Below are 13,236 nucleotides of genomic sequence, written 5' to 3'. Positions count from 1 at the left end.
GTTGGTCGATATCCCCGCCAGCTTGGTTGATTTCCTGAGAAAGTTGGTTGATATTCAAAAAAAGGATGGTCGATATCTTGCTAACTCATCGCGCCGCAAAAAGCAGAAATCCCCTCCAGATTTATCATCTGAAAGGGATTTTCGTCTTGTTATTGATTTTTTACCTATTCAGCAGGCTGCCAACATAACGAAGGAGCTCGTTTGCCGAAGTTGAGTTATAGCCGTGCTCGTCAATCAGCCTCGCTACAACTTCATTGACCTTTTTCAGTTGGGTTTCATCAGGTGTTTTCGTGGAGGTTGTAATTTTCACAACATCCTTCAGGTCAGCAAATAGCTTTTTCTGGATTGCTTCTCGCAGGCGGTCGTGCGAATTGTAATCAAAACGTTTCCCTTTCCGGGCATACGCTGAAATCCTGATCAGTATCTCTTCACGGAATGCTTTTTTCGCATTTTCGGAAATACCGATCTGCTCCTCGATGGAGCGCATCAGCTTTTCATCCGGATTGATTTCTTCTCCAGTCAGTACATCGCGGAGCTTCGCCTTGTTGCAGTATGCCTCGACATTGTCCAGGTAATTGTCCATGAGCGTCTTCGCGGATTCCTCGTACGAATATACAAACGCCTTTTGGACTTCTTTTTTAGCAATATCATCGTACTCTTTCCGGGCAACCGAAATAAAGTTTAAATAACGCTCCCGCAGCTCCGAAGAAATGGACGGATGCTGGTCGAGCCCTTCTTTCAGCGATCTCAGTACATCGAGTGCGTTGATTGATTTGACTTCCTTCCGAATGATTGTCGAGGAGATCCGATTGATCACATAACGAGGGTCAATCCCGCTCATGCCTTCATCCTGGTATTCTTTTTTCAGCTCCTCCACATCGGCTGAAGTATAACCTTCCACGCTTTCGCCGTCGTACAGGCGCATTTTTTTCACTAGGTCGATGTCGCCCTTCTTCGGTTCCTTCATCCTGGACAGAATCGTGAACATCGCCGCAACCTTCAGTGTGTGCGGGGCAATATGGACGTCTGAAACATCGCTTTCCCTGATCATTTTATCGTAAATCTTCTCTTCCTCTGTTACTTTCAGATTATAAGGAATCGGCATGACGATGATCCGGGAATGAAGTGCTTCGTTCTTTTTATTGGAAATGAATGACCTGTACTCCGTCTCGTTCGTGTGTGCCACAATGAGCTCATCCGCACTGATCAAGGCAAATCTCCCCGCTTTAAAATTGCCTTCCTGCGTCAATGACAGCAGATGCCACAAGAACTTCTCATCACATTTCAGCATCTCCTGGAACTCCATCATTCCTCGGTTTGCCTTATTCAGCTCTCCGTCAAACCTGTATGCTCTCGGGTCTGATTCCGATCCAAACTCCGCAATCGTCGAGAAATCAATGCTTCCGGTAAGGTCAGCAATGTCTTGCGATTTGGGGTCGGAAGGGCTGAACGTTCCAATGCCGGTCCGTTTATCTTCTGAAAAGAAGATCCTTTCCACGACAACCTCTTCTATCCTTCCTCCATACTCCTGCTCAAGGCGCATTGAGTTCAGCGGGGACAAATTTCCTTCTATCCTGATACCATACTCATCATGGAAATCTTTTCTTAGGTGATGCGGTATCAAATGGAGCGGATCCTCATGCATCGGGCAGCCCTTAATCGCATAGATGGCACCTCTGTCTGTCCTTGAGTAGGACTCCAGCCCTCGTTTCAGCATCGTCACAAGCGTTGACTTCCCGCCGCTGACAGGGCCCATCAAAAGGAGAATACGCTTCCTGACATCAAGCCTTTTTGCCGCAGGATGGAAGTACTCCTCCACCAGCCGTTCAAGCGCTTCTTCAAGTCCAAACAGCTGGCTATTGAAAAAAGAATAGACCCGCTTACTCTTTTCTTCCTCAATCCCCGCATCCTTGATCATATTGTAAACCCGGGAATGTGCTGATTGTGCGACCAGCGGCCTTTCTTTAATAATATCTAAGTATTCCCTGAACGAACCTTCCCACTTCAGCTTCTCTTCCTCTACTCGCAGCATTTCAATTTTTTTTAAAATATCCATGTGGACCTCCCTGTGTAGCAATTATCAAGAGATGATGATTAATACACTCTATGCGGGAAGGAAATTGAACATGCAAACTCATCGCTTCTGCCCCCCTGTCCTTTTACAGAGAAAGTGTGGGAATATGTTTTTCATTCACAGTTGGACTGCTTTAGGCTATAATACATTCATATGGGTAAAAAACGGAACAAAGGGGGCTTTTTGAAATGAGTCTGGTTATAATACTTGGGGTTACGGCAGCATTCCTTACCGCCATCTTCACAGCCGGTTACGATGACAAGCCGGGAGTAAGCAAAAAATAATAAGTTCGGAAGCGGGGCTCCGTCTCGACCAATACCGAACACATACAAAAAAGCTGCCCTACATTCAGGCAGCTTTTTTGTATAGATATCCCCTTATCTTAAATCCATCTTCTGGTCCCAGACAAACTGCTGCATATACATCCTTGTTTTTCTTTCAAGCATGTTAGCTGTCTGCCCTGTCCATGTATCGTTTCTCTTTCCTTCTGTTCTCTCACTGTAGTAACTGGAAATGGTCCTATTGTACTCCTCCAGCTGTTCCCTGAACTTTTCTTCATTCTGCTGGTACTCGTTTTCCATATAAACGTGGTTCAGCGGCAGCCGAGGTTTTTTGTCGTTATGCTGCGCGGGATAACCCACAGCCATTCCGAACAGCGGTATCACATGGTCAGGCGTCTTCAAGATGGATTTAACGGCCTTCAGGTCGTTGCGGATTCCTCCGATATAGCAAATACCGAGGCCCATCGATTCCGCCGTAATCGCCGCATTCTGGGCAGCCAGTGAGGCATCAATCAACGCCACCATGAATTGTTCTTTGCTTTCAATGGAAGAAGCGGTTTCCCTGTTCTCCATCACCCCTGCGACATGAAGGCGGTGCAAATCAGCACAGAAAACGAAGAAGTGCCCGTTTTCAGCCACATAAGTTTGATTGCCTGCAGTATCAGCAAGCTGGCGTTTCTTGTCCGCATCCGTAATGCCTATAATCGAATACGCCTGGAGGAAACTTGAAGTGGAAGCTGCCTGCGCTCCGGCTATAATTGTTTCAATTTGCTCCCGGGTAAGCGTTCTTTCTTCAAAACCTCGTACCGACCGGTGATTCAGGATTGTCTCGATAACCTCGTTCACTTTTAACATCCCCCTTGATTAGCCGTGTCCTTTTCCAAATAGAAAAGAGAGACCCTTTACGGTTCTCTCCATTTTACCCTATATTGGCTGGCTGTTCAGGGATGGCGCTTCACCTTAGCTCAAGTCACGGTAGTCCTGCTGCCTAAGCGCCTCATACACAAGGATGGCAGCAGTATTCGAAAGGTTCAGCGACCGAACGTGTTCCGTCATCGGAATGCGGAGACAGCGCTCTTTCTTTTCCTCGATCAATTCTTTTGGAAGGCCTGTCGTCTCGCGCCCGAAAATGAAATAATACTCTTTTTCTTTGTCGCTGTACTCAAAAGACGTATATGGCTTCGTCCCGAATTTCGATAAGTAAAAGAACTCTCCATCTTTATTTTTCTCTAGAAACTCATCAAGCGAGTCATAATAAACCACAGTTACAAATTCCCAATAGTCCAGTCCTGCGCGTTTAAGCATTTTATCATCTGTCGAGAATCCGAGCGGCCTGATCAAATGAAGAGTGGTGCCTGTAGCGGCACAGGTCCTGGCAATATTTCCGGTGTTGGACGGAATTTGCGGCTGGTAAAGAACGACATGCAATGCCACGATATTCACCTCGATTACAATCTCTAAAGGTTATTATACCACTGGCATTGCCCTGTACAAGCTCCTTATTCTTATTGGTTATCGAGGATCGAGAAAAAGCGATATTGGATATTGGGCGTATAAGCGGTCGAGTCCTCATACGCCCAGTACCTTCTCCGGCTGTTTGTCGTATGGGCATTCACCAGCGGCATTCCATCAGCATCCTTTGCTGTCACAATCGTTGCGTGGTCATACCTGCCGTCTCCCTGAAAGTCGTAGCAGATTACATCTCCCAACAGGAGCTGATCAGCACTTTTCACTTCTCTCGCTTTCAATCCGAACTTCGGCCTGGACAGGTAAATCCTGAGCGAGTTTGCCACTGTCCAGCTATAACTCCAATCATTGTTCTGCATCCACCAGCCATTTGTCCGGCCGGGAAAGCCATGCATGGGCGCACCCCCTGCATGCAGGCATTGGGAAATGTAATTGGTGCAGTCCACGTCAAAGTCCTTGAAGGCAGGGTTGGCATCGTTCCACCATCTTTCAGCATACTGGACCGCTTTCAGGCGATTGTACCGATACTCTTTCCACTGTCTTTCTCCACTAGGAGAAACTACTCTGCCAGCTTCTCTCCCCGTTTCCGTTTCATCATCGGCTCCAGGATTTTTCAAATCATACTCTGGCGGTGTGACCAGTCCGTCCTCCACCAATATCCCTTTGTAAAATTCAGCTTTTCGATGTTCAATCTCTTCTTCAAGGAAAAATTCTCCCTTTTGTCTGATTAAGTACTGGAAGTGCACTCTGTAAAAAACTTCCCCTAATTCGTCTTGTTGTTTTTTTTCAGTAATCCTGCCTGTTGCCGCAGCTTTTACAATTTCCGCATTCCGTTTGCTGCAGCATTCTTTTTTTAGTTCAATGGAAGGGCAATGGTGCAGAAAATCGCGTGTATGGGAAACACACTGTTGCACCCGCCCTTCGAGTTGCTTCTGCAATTGGCTTCTCAACTGTCATCCCTCCCCTCCTCTTCATATTTATGAAAAAGCCGGCCGATTCAGGCATAAAAAAAATGGTCCCTTTCGGGAACCATAGTCTTTCTTCTTATATAGGAAAAAATTGCAGCCCTTTATCAATTTCCTCCAGGACTTCTTCGTCTTTTTCCGAAGCGGCTACTTTTAGCAATGCAGCTTTTGCCTCTTCTCCGCCAATTTTTCCGAGTGCCCACGCTGCCGTACCGCGGAGGACCGGGCGTGGATCTTCACGCATGACAGTGATTAAATCCGGAACAGCCGTTTCATCTTTAAAATGGGCAAGCGCGATAATTGCATTACGCTGAATCGGCTTCTTCCCACGCCACGAGCCTGACAGCGGGCCGAATCTTTCTTTGAAATCACGGTTGCTCATGTGAAGCAGTGGTTTGAGCAATGGTTTAACCGTTTCGGGGTCCGGTTCCATCTCAGTATGGAAGTGGAAATCCTTTCCCTTGTTATCCGGGCAGGCTGTCTGGCAGGAATCACAGCCGTATAGCCTGTTCCCGAGCCTTTCCCTGTACTCGTCCGCCAAAAAACCTTTCGTCTGTGTCAAAAAAGCAATACAGCTTTGCGAATTAAGCTGCCCGCCCTGCACAAGTGCGCCGGTTGGACATGCTTCCACACATTTGTTGCACGTACCGCACCTGTCCTCTAGCGGCTGGTCAGCTTCAAAAGGGATATTTGTGACCATTTCACCGAGATAAACATACGACCCAAATTCCGGGGTAATGATGGAGCAGTTTTTTCCGCTCCATCCGATTCCCGCACGCTCAGCAACTGCCCTGTCAACGAGCTCTCCAGTATCCACCATGGATTGGAACCTGGCTTCGGGCAGTTTTTCCGAAATGAACGCCTCAAGCTGCTTTAGTTTTTCCTTCACGAGCACATGGTAGTCGAGTCCCCATGAGGCACGGCAGAAGATACCTCGCCTCTGGCCTTTCTTGCTTTCAACCTTTTCTCCCATTTTGGAAGGGTAGGCCAGCGCAATGGCAATAATCGATTGAGGGGCTTCCATAATGAGCGCCGGATTTACTCTTTTTTCTATATCCTTTTCTTCAAACCCTGATTGGTATCCCAATTCCTGCTGGATAAGAAGTTTGTTTTTCATTTCGGTAAACGGAGAAGAGGAGGCAAAACCGATTTTATCGATTCCGATTGATTTGCTGTAATCGATAATTTCATTCTTGAGCTTCCGAATATCCATGATGCTTCCTCCTTTCCTTTCTAGCTTAAAAAGCGTTTGATTATTGATGCATATCCTTATATGATAAACTATTTTTAACTAATTTTGGAGGTGGAAGATTTGGAAATTATTGTTTCAAACAAACTATGCAGCGCTGTTCCAGGTTTCTCTGCAGCGGTTATCCAGTACAAGGGCGTCCAGGTTGGGCCCTCGCCCCAGATGCTGAAAGGAAGACTCCAGTTGTTCCAGGAGTCGCTTTATTTTGACCTTGAAGACAGTAAAGTGACCGAGCTTGAAGGAATCAAGGAATGGCGGGCTGTATTTAAACAGGCCGGCAGGGATCCAAACCGCTTCCGGCACTCGGCTGAGGCGCTTTACCGAAGGGTACAGAAGCAGAATTATTTACAGAGTATCCATAGCGCAGTCGATTTGAACAATTTTTTCTCGCTTAAATATCAACTCCCGATTGGCGCTTACGACCAGGATAAGCTTTCCGGGGGGCATGTGGAACTAAGGCTTGGACATGACGGGGAAGCTTACGAGGGGATCAATGGCAGAGAGAATTCCTTGAACAGTCTCATCGTTTCAGCGGATAAATCAGGGCCTTTCGGAAGCCCGTTCGTTGATTCAGTTAAAACAGTTGTAACGACAGAAACAACAAACGTTTTGCAAATCCTCTACCTGCGCCCTTCCTTGGATACTGCGGAAAAAATAAAGCTGACAGAGTCGCTAATGGAGATGTTCCTGCAAATTCATGGCGGAGAAGGAAGCTATACTTTAGCTGGATGCGAATAGCATCCTTTTTTTATGAAGAAAGATGAGTTAATCCCTAGGACTTAGGTTAGTTTTTCGCCCTAAAAGCGGTGTTATTCTATTATTTTCTCTATAAAAATAGTATTATCTTATCTTTTTAAAATATTCTGAATTTAATATAATGAAAGGTGATTGAAAAAATTTTCCAAGGAGGCTTTTCATGAAAAAACCTTTCGTATCACTAGCCGTAGCAGCAGGGCTTATCATCAGTTCTGCACCCGCAGCCACTTACGCAAAACCAGTCGAAGCCGTACAAAAACAAGCAAAGCATGGATTTGACCACAAGGTGGTCAACAACCTCAATGTAGAAAACACCTACAACCATATCCGCTATCTTTCCCAAACGCCACGGGTAGCCGGGACCCCTGAAGAGGATAACGCTGTCCGCTATGTAAAAGAGCAGTTTGAATCCTATGGATACAAAACGGAAATCCAGGAGTTCACGTTCTTCGGCTATACCCCGCCAAATAAAATCGAACTAAGTGCAGCCGGATTTGATCATCTTAAACCAGAATCGTTTACCTATGGGGTAAACGGTAATATCACCGGTGACTTAATGCATGCCGGGCTTGGAACAAAGGAAGAGTTAGCTGGTAAAGACTTGACCGGCAAAATTGCGCTAATTCAGCGCGGCAGCATTTCATTTGGTGAAAAGGTCATCAACGCAGCTGAAAAAGGAGCTGCCGGAGTGATTATTTACAATAATGCTGAAGGTTCCTTAAACGGGACGCTTGGAGGCGTGGATGAGCGCTATGTTCCTGTCGTTTCCCTTTCAAAAGCAGAAGGTGAATCACTTGCTGCTGCTGTCGGGAAAGGCAGTGTGACAGCATCGCTGAAAGTGGAGGGCGCGGAATCAGGAGAACGCATTTCCCATAACGTGATTGCAACAAAAGCTCCTACAAATAAAAACAAAGCGGCTGACGGCGTTGTTGTCATGGGAGCTCATCACGACTCCGTCCCAGGAGCTCCTGGCGCGAATGACGACGCATCAGGTACTGCCTCTACCCTAGAGCTGGCCCGCGCGTTCAAAGACATTCCAACAGACACAGAGCTCCGTTTCATCACTTTCGGTGCGGAAGAGCTCGGCTTGCTGGGATCAGAGCATTATGTGAACACGCTATCACAAGAAGAAGCCAGGGAAATTATCGGCTACTTCAACATGGACATGGTTGGCAGTAAGGATGCTGGCGACCTTTCCATCAAGACAGTCGATGGCAAACCGAATATTGTATCCCAGCTGTCCCAATCTTCCAGCACACGGCTGAACGGCACGCCTACGCCACTTGAGGCTGGCGGACGAAGCGACCATGTTCCTTTCTTTGAGGCAGGAATACCGTCGGCAAGCTTTATCCATACGCCAACCGAGCCGTGGTACCATACGCCTGAGGATACCCTTGATAAAATCAGCAAGGAAAAACTCCTCGACGTAGCGGAGATTGTCGGAACAGCTGTTTACAGCCTCGCACACCCAGACAATCAGGGTCCAAAAACAAATAAGGCACCGAAAAAAGCAGCTCCGCAAGACCGTCACGAGCAAAACCTGCAATAGAAGCACGAAAAGCCGGCATAGAGACATGCCGGCTTTTTTTTGCATCAATTAATTCACTGACTCTAATCTGGTAGTATGTAACGCTATCAGGATTTTTTATTCAATTCTTTCAAAAGCTCAATGATGGTATCATTTTGTTCTTTTATTGACTTTAAAGTTTTTTCAATCATGCTGATGGAGAAAAAAATCATCAGCACAATTGCAGCTCCAACCAACCAATCCATTGTTTTCCTCCTGGGATTTTAGCAGAAGTTACTTCTTCCCATTCTCTTCATACAGATAAAAAATATAATCTGTCGAAACTCCCTTGTGCCCCAATTGGCGGATCATGGCGGCGATATTTCCGCGATGATAGGTTCCATGGTTCACAACATGCTGAATCAATTCTGTAATTGAGGTTTCCAACCGGCCAAAATGTGGATGTACAGGAGCTACTGGTTTATCCAAATCGTGTTCACTCTTAAAAAATTCTTTGTATTGTTTGGACACCGTTTTAAATAACTGCTCCATCTCTTCAATACTCTTTCCTTTCACTTCCTCTACTGCCTTGAGACTTGATTCCTTCACCTCTTCAAATTCCTTACCGCGCATTATACCCAGCCAAACAGTATCTACAATATAAATATGGGCCAGTGCTTCCGCTATCGATGGAAAGACGCTTTGGATATTCTGTTCATACACTTCTTCAGGCAATTCCTTTAAGCAGACAAAAAATTTGTTGTTGGCCCATACATGATAATCATACAATTTCAGTCCAGTTTGCTTCACTCTAAATCCTCCTCGAATAATCAATTGTCTAATGTGACCTGAAAATTTTTCTTAAACATTGTGGGACTTGATCGTATTCATAAATTGAGGAAGGATACCTTTTTATGACACTACTTATTTATATACTATTAAAGAAGGCAAGAAAACTTGCCTTCTTTTATCGCTTATTTCCACTGCTTATTGTGTTGTTCCAACCCATCATCTCCGAAAAAGTGTTGAATATATTCCTTTTCACTTTCCTCCGCCCTCTTTGCAGGCCCATTTTCAGGATTATATTTATCGTTTCCAGGAGACAAGCTGTCTCTAATTTCTCTAAAATCTTTCTCAATACTATTGAAGTCGCCAGTCGTCCACTTATCTAGAATATGTTCCTTATTCTCAGTGACTTCGATAGATTTCGTGCGTTCCTTTATATACTGGATATTCCCTTTAGTCATTTGAATTCGTTTTTCAACAATCGTACCGGGAATTTGAAATTTATGATCCTTCCATTCTAATTTTTGGAAAGTCATTTCCATCATTCTAGTAAACAACATTTTTTCATCATTAATTTCTCCAATTTCCTTTGCCGCTTGAGATAATTCTTCGTCACTTACCTTATAAGAAACTTTCGGTTCACTGCTCGCTGTTTTTATTGCTGCTGATTTTGTTTCAGTATAATTAGAAGATAAAATTACGTAGCTACTTCCAACAATAATAGATAATCCAAGGGCAGCATAAACAAATTTCTTATTCAAACTAAATTCCTCCAAGTCTAATTACTGTTCTGCCTGAAAGTTATTCTTAATGAAATCCGCTTCTTCTGAAGAGTTTAGTTTGCCATAAGCTTTACCGACCGTTCCGCCCTGATGTTCCCAAAAATAATTATGGTCAAGGTCAATTGTATCGAAATCACTTCTCTTCCACTTTTCCAAAATTCGAAGTAAATCAGCCTTGATGGTGAAATTGTTGGCATTCACTGCTTCCAATACTTTATTGATAGTGTCAGGAGTCATCGGAATGGCTCCCCATTTATCCTCGGCCATTACCTTTTGGTGGGTCATTTTGTGCATAATAACAACGATTTCCTCTTGGGTTGGGTTTTCGGAGATTTCCAGATCATACTGAATCCCGCCAATGGCAGCAGTTTGTTCAGCAATCACTTCTTTAGTGATCTCTTTTGGAATATCTGAATCTACTTCTTTTGGGGTATCTATATCGGCACTTTTTTCTTGAACCTGCTTCTCATCATATTTAACGACATTTTTTACTACAGCATAGGTTCCAATTCCTGCAGCAATTAAAATAAAAACGATAGCCCAAATCCACTTCAATATTGTTTTCAAATTTCTTCCCCCAAGTGTTTGATCGCTGATTCCCCTTCATAAGCACATCCTTTTATGGGTATAGTATCCATTTTATCACACCGTTAAATAGATTGAAAATTTTAATTAATAGTTCCTTTATCCTCAATATAACTCCCTATTTTGCTTACTCAATTTTTCAATGATTAAAGGTATTTCCAGCAAATCATCAACTATATATTCTGCTTCAACATTGTTCCATTGATAATCTCTTTTCCAAATCCCTTTCATTCCAACATTTTGAGATGCTTTCACATCGTTTTTAGGATGGTCGCCAACGTATATACTTTGATGAGGTAAAACATTAAGTTTCTTCAATGCTTTCTTAAATACTTGGGGGTCTGGCTTTTTAATTCCTTCCCATTCAGATACTAAAATTGCCTCAAAATACTTATCTATACCCAAAGCCTTAATATTATCCATCTGAAACTGTCCATATCCGTTTGTAATGATTCCTAAAATAAGATCATTACTTTTCAATTCTTCCAACATTCTAGTTAGATTAGGGAAGGGAACACAGTTATTCTTAAATTCACTAATATAATCTTGTAGTAGTTCTTCCCAAGTTGTCTCAGCAATACTAAATTGATCAACTAATTGTTGATACACTTTATCTTTCCAAACATACCCACGGTTATCCAATTCTATAAATCTTGTCACATACTTTTCTTTTGGAATATGACCTACCAGATGATTTAATCTGTCATATTGCCTTTCAATGAACATTTTTACTGACTCATCTCTATTTAATAAAGTTCCATCTAAATCAAATAAGACAGCTTTAATCACTCTCGTATGCACTCTCCCCAATTTTAAGATACTCATATTTTTCTTTATAGAAAAAAGCATGCCTCTAATTTATTCCTATTACATTCTCACATCAAATTAGTTAAAGGTGAAAAGATTCTATGTTTATCCATAAACATCATCACTAAAAAGATTTATATAAACCTTACCATTTCCATACTCGTATGCCCCAGAATCTGTCGTAATTCAAATAATTCCTGCACCGTTTTTCACAATTATTTTTGCGAATGTATGCCAAAATGTATGACAGGAACACCTAACCCCTTTTATTTCTGCTTGTTTGCCGTAAAATGTCATTCAAAGATAGAGCCGTTTTGAAATCAATCTCTTTTATCACTTTTGTTGAGTTAATGATTGATAATTCCTCGATAGTAATTCGTTTGTACGTCTTGCCATTTTTAATTCCTCCTTGTTTAATGACAGGTACGTACACGATATTTGTGTAAAAATCGTTTTTCAAACAAAGAAAAAAGGCCCCAATATTGAATTGGGACCTTTTTCTTAAAGTATATTTCGACCAATTGATACCGGTGGCCGGGGTCGAACCGGCACTCCTTACGGAACACGATTTTGAGTCGTGCGCGTCTGCCAATTCCGCCACACCGGCAAAATGGAGGCGGCAACCGGATTTGAACCGGTGAATAAAGGTTTTGCAGACCTTTGCCTTACCACTTGGCTATGCCGCCTAATTTTGGAGCGGAAGACGGGATTCGAACCCGCGACCCCAACCTTGGCAAGGTTGTATTCTACCACTGAACTACTTCCGCATATGGCTGGGCTAGCTGGATTCGAACCAACGCATGACGGAGTCAAAGTCCGTTGCCTTACCGCTTGGCTATAGCCCATTGCTTTTATTTGATTAAATGGGGCGACTGATGGGAATCGAACCCACGAATGTCGGAACCACAATCCGATGCGTTAACCACTTCGCCACAATCGCCACAATATTGGCAGGGGTAGTAGGAATCGAACCCACACTGGAGGTTTTGGAGACCTCTGTTCTACCTTTAAACTATACCCCTGTATAATATGAAATGGTGGAGGGGGACGGATTCGAACCGCCGAACCCTGAGGGAGCGGATTTACAGTCCGCCGCGTTTAGCCACTTCGCTACCCCTCCGATATTATATCATATTATTACTTATTGAAAAGTAAATTCCCATCAACAAATCTTATTTGTTTACATAGGAAATGGTGGCTCAGGACGGAATCGAACCGCCGACACAAGGATTTTCAGTCCTTTGCTCTACCGACTGAGCTACTGAGCCAAACTGGCGGTCCCGACCGGGATCGAACCGGCGATCTCCTGCGTGACAGGCAGGCATGTTAACCGCTACACCACGGGACCAGATTGCGGGGGCAGGATTTGAACCTGCGACCTTCGGGTTATGAGCCCGACGAGCTACCGGACTGCTCCACCCCGCGACGGTAATATTTGATATAGACTTGCTTATGCTCACAGAGAGCAATGACTGTCCCGATCTTTGAAGCTTATTCAGGCAGCAGTTCGATCGGTACAACTCGCAGTATTTCTGTGAAGTAACGCTCGTTGCTCCACCCCGCGACGGTAATATTTGAAAAGCTATATGGTGGAGGATGACGGGATCGAACCGCCGACCCTCTGCTTGTAAGGCAGATGCTCTCCCAGCTGAGCTAATCCTCCAAATATGGTGACCCCTACGGGATTCGAACCCGTGTTACCGCCGTGAAAGGGCGGTGTCTTAACCGCTTGACCAAGGGGCCGTTAAGTATGTAAATGGCGGAGAGCAAGGGATTCGAACCCTTGAGACAGCGGTAACCGTCTACACGATTTCCAATCGTGCTCCTTCGACCTCTCGGACAGCTCTCCATATGGCTCCGCAGGTAGGACTCGAACCTACGACCGTTCGGTTAACAGCCGAATGCTCTACCACTGAGCTACTGCGGAATAATAGTGGTTGTTCTGCCTGGCAGCGTCCTACTCTCACAGGGGGAAAC

Annotated in this window: 13 protein-coding genes, 14 tRNA genes and 1 pseudogene; 3 read left to right on the top strand and 25 right to left on the bottom strand. The window is 44.3% G+C overall.

Annotation, left to right across the window (positions count from 1 at the left end):
• The coding region (locus D1970_RS22670) for a hypothetical protein (protein WP_220453212.1) at positions 1 to 214 on the top strand (214 nt) is incomplete at its 5' end.
• Here D1970_RS22670 and prkA read toward each other — a convergent pair.
• The 5 genes from prkA to queG all read right to left on the bottom strand — a co-directional run bounded on the left by prkA (position 161) and on the right by queG (position 6,000).
• The gene (gene prkA, locus D1970_RS21755; protein ID WP_119114922.1) at positions 161 to 2,056 is read right to left on the bottom strand and encodes an ATP-dependent protease PrkA; all 1,896 of its coding nucleotides are present in this window, start codon (positions 2,054 to 2,056) and stop codon (positions 161 to 163) included. The two genes, D1970_RS22670 and prkA, sit on opposite strands and share 54 nt — an antisense overlap.
• A gap of 395 nt (positions 2,057 to 2,451) precedes the next feature.
• On the bottom strand, positions 2,452 to 3,201 hold the full coding sequence (nfsA, locus tag D1970_RS21750) for an oxygen-insensitive NADPH nitroreductase (RefSeq protein WP_119114921.1): 750 nt from the start codon (positions 3,199 to 3,201) through the stop codon (positions 2,452 to 2,454).
• Positions 3,202 to 3,315: 114 nt separating this feature from the next.
• Positions 3,316 to 3,798 carry a tRNA (uridine(34)/cytosine(34)/5-carboxymethylaminomethyluridine(34)-2'-O)-methyltransferase TrmL gene (trmL, locus tag D1970_RS21745; protein WP_119114920.1) on the bottom strand — a complete coding sequence of 161 codons (483 nt, stop codon included), beginning with the start codon at positions 3,796 to 3,798 and terminating at the stop codon, positions 3,316 to 3,318.
• Positions 3,799 to 3,860: 62 nt separating this feature from the next.
• Complete coding sequence (locus D1970_RS21740; RefSeq protein ID WP_119114919.1) at positions 3,861 to 4,772, bottom strand: amidase domain-containing protein; 912 nt, start codon at positions 4,770 to 4,772, stop codon at positions 3,861 to 3,863.
• A 94-nt stretch (positions 4,773 to 4,866) separates the two neighbouring features.
• The gene (gene queG, locus D1970_RS21735) at positions 4,867 to 6,000 is read right to left on the bottom strand and encodes a tRNA epoxyqueuosine(34) reductase QueG (protein ID WP_119114918.1); all 1,134 of its coding nucleotides are present in this window, start codon (positions 5,998 to 6,000) and stop codon (positions 4,867 to 4,869) included.
• Positions 6,001 to 6,099: 99 nt separating this feature from the next.
• On the opposite strand from queG, the gene D1970_RS21730 reads away from it, so the two are divergent.
• Complete coding sequence (locus D1970_RS21730) at positions 6,100 to 6,774, top strand: B3/B4 domain-containing protein (RefSeq protein ID WP_119114917.1); 675 nt, start codon at positions 6,100 to 6,102, stop codon at positions 6,772 to 6,774.
• A gap of 178 nt (positions 6,775 to 6,952) precedes the next feature.
• Positions 6,953 to 8,341, top strand: coding sequence for a M28 family peptidase (locus D1970_RS21725; RefSeq protein ID WP_119114916.1), 1,389 nt, complete (start codon positions 6,953 to 6,955; stop codon positions 8,339 to 8,341).
• Between the two features lie 86 nt (positions 8,342 to 8,427).
• Here D1970_RS21725 and D1970_RS22590 read toward each other — a convergent pair whose 3' ends face one another.
• The 20 genes and pseudogenes from D1970_RS22590 to D1970_RS21630 form a co-directional block, all read right to left on the bottom strand.
• Entirely contained in the window at positions 8,428 to 8,565 is a 138-nt protein-coding gene (locus tag D1970_RS22590; protein WP_181213313.1) for a hypothetical protein, read from the bottom strand.
• A gap of 28 nt (positions 8,566 to 8,593) precedes the next feature.
• Entirely contained in the window at positions 8,594 to 9,109 is a 516-nt protein-coding gene (locus D1970_RS21720) for a DinB family protein (protein ID WP_119114915.1), read from the bottom strand.
• Between the two features lie 164 nt (positions 9,110 to 9,273).
• On the bottom strand, positions 9,274 to 9,846 hold the full coding sequence (locus tag D1970_RS21715; RefSeq protein ID WP_119114914.1) for a DUF6241 domain-containing protein: 573 nt from the start codon (positions 9,844 to 9,846) through the stop codon (positions 9,274 to 9,276).
• 21 nt (positions 9,847 to 9,867) lie between these two features.
• On the bottom strand, positions 9,868 to 10,434 hold the full coding sequence (locus tag D1970_RS21710) for a DUF6241 domain-containing protein (RefSeq protein ID WP_119114913.1): 567 nt from the start codon (positions 10,432 to 10,434) through the stop codon (positions 9,868 to 9,870).
• Positions 10,435 to 10,557: 123 nt separating this feature from the next.
• Positions 10,558 to 11,241, bottom strand: coding sequence for an HAD family hydrolase (locus tag D1970_RS21705; RefSeq protein ID WP_119114923.1), 684 nt, complete (start codon positions 11,239 to 11,241; stop codon positions 10,558 to 10,560).
• Positions 11,242 to 11,327: 86 nt separating this feature from the next.
• A pseudogene (locus D1970_RS23240) lies at positions 11,328 to 11,547 on the bottom strand (tyrosine-type recombinase/integrase); the annotation flags it as partial.
• Positions 11,548 to 11,784: 237 nt separating this feature from the next.
• Positions 11,785 to 11,866: transfer RNA gene (locus D1970_RS21695), tRNA-Leu, on the bottom strand.
• 4 nt (positions 11,867 to 11,870) lie between these two features.
• Positions 11,871 to 11,945: transfer RNA gene (locus D1970_RS21690), tRNA-Cys, on the bottom strand.
• 6 nt (positions 11,946 to 11,951) lie between these two features.
• Positions 11,952 to 12,026, bottom strand: a tRNA-Gly gene (locus tag D1970_RS21685).
• A 3-nt stretch (positions 12,027 to 12,029) separates the two neighbouring features.
• Positions 12,030 to 12,104: transfer RNA gene (locus D1970_RS21680), tRNA-Gln, on the bottom strand.
• A gap of 19 nt (positions 12,105 to 12,123) precedes the next feature.
• Positions 12,124 to 12,199 (bottom strand) — tRNA-His (locus tag D1970_RS21675).
• 8 nt (positions 12,200 to 12,207) lie between these two features.
• Positions 12,208 to 12,281, bottom strand: a tRNA-Trp gene (locus D1970_RS21670).
• Between the two features lie 13 nt (positions 12,282 to 12,294).
• A tRNA-Tyr gene (locus tag D1970_RS21665) sits at positions 12,295 to 12,379 on the bottom strand.
• Positions 12,380 to 12,451: 72 nt separating this feature from the next.
• Positions 12,452 to 12,527 (bottom strand) — tRNA-Phe (locus tag D1970_RS21660).
• Between the two features lie 4 nt (positions 12,528 to 12,531).
• Positions 12,532 to 12,607: transfer RNA gene (locus D1970_RS21655), tRNA-Asp, on the bottom strand.
• A 3-nt stretch (positions 12,608 to 12,610) separates the two neighbouring features.
• A tRNA-Met gene (locus D1970_RS21650) sits at positions 12,611 to 12,684 on the bottom strand.
• 162 nt (positions 12,685 to 12,846) lie between these two features.
• Positions 12,847 to 12,922: transfer RNA gene (locus D1970_RS21645), tRNA-Val, on the bottom strand.
• Positions 12,923 to 12,927: 5 nt separating this feature from the next.
• Positions 12,928 to 13,002: transfer RNA gene (locus D1970_RS21640), tRNA-Glu, on the bottom strand.
• A 14-nt stretch (positions 13,003 to 13,016) separates the two neighbouring features.
• Positions 13,017 to 13,108, bottom strand: a tRNA-Ser gene (locus D1970_RS21635).
• A gap of 3 nt (positions 13,109 to 13,111) precedes the next feature.
• A tRNA-Asn gene (locus D1970_RS21630) sits at positions 13,112 to 13,186 on the bottom strand.
• Positions 13,187 to 13,236: the final 50 nt, after the last annotated feature.

The sequence above is a fragment of the Mesobacillus zeae genome (genome assembly GCF_003570705.1).
Classification (GTDB): Bacteria; Bacillota; Bacilli; order Bacillales; family Cytobacillaceae; genus Mesobacillus_C; species Mesobacillus_C zeae.
The sequence above is the reverse complement of the archived record's forward strand: the minus strand, read 5'-3'. Positions and strand labels throughout refer to the sequence as shown.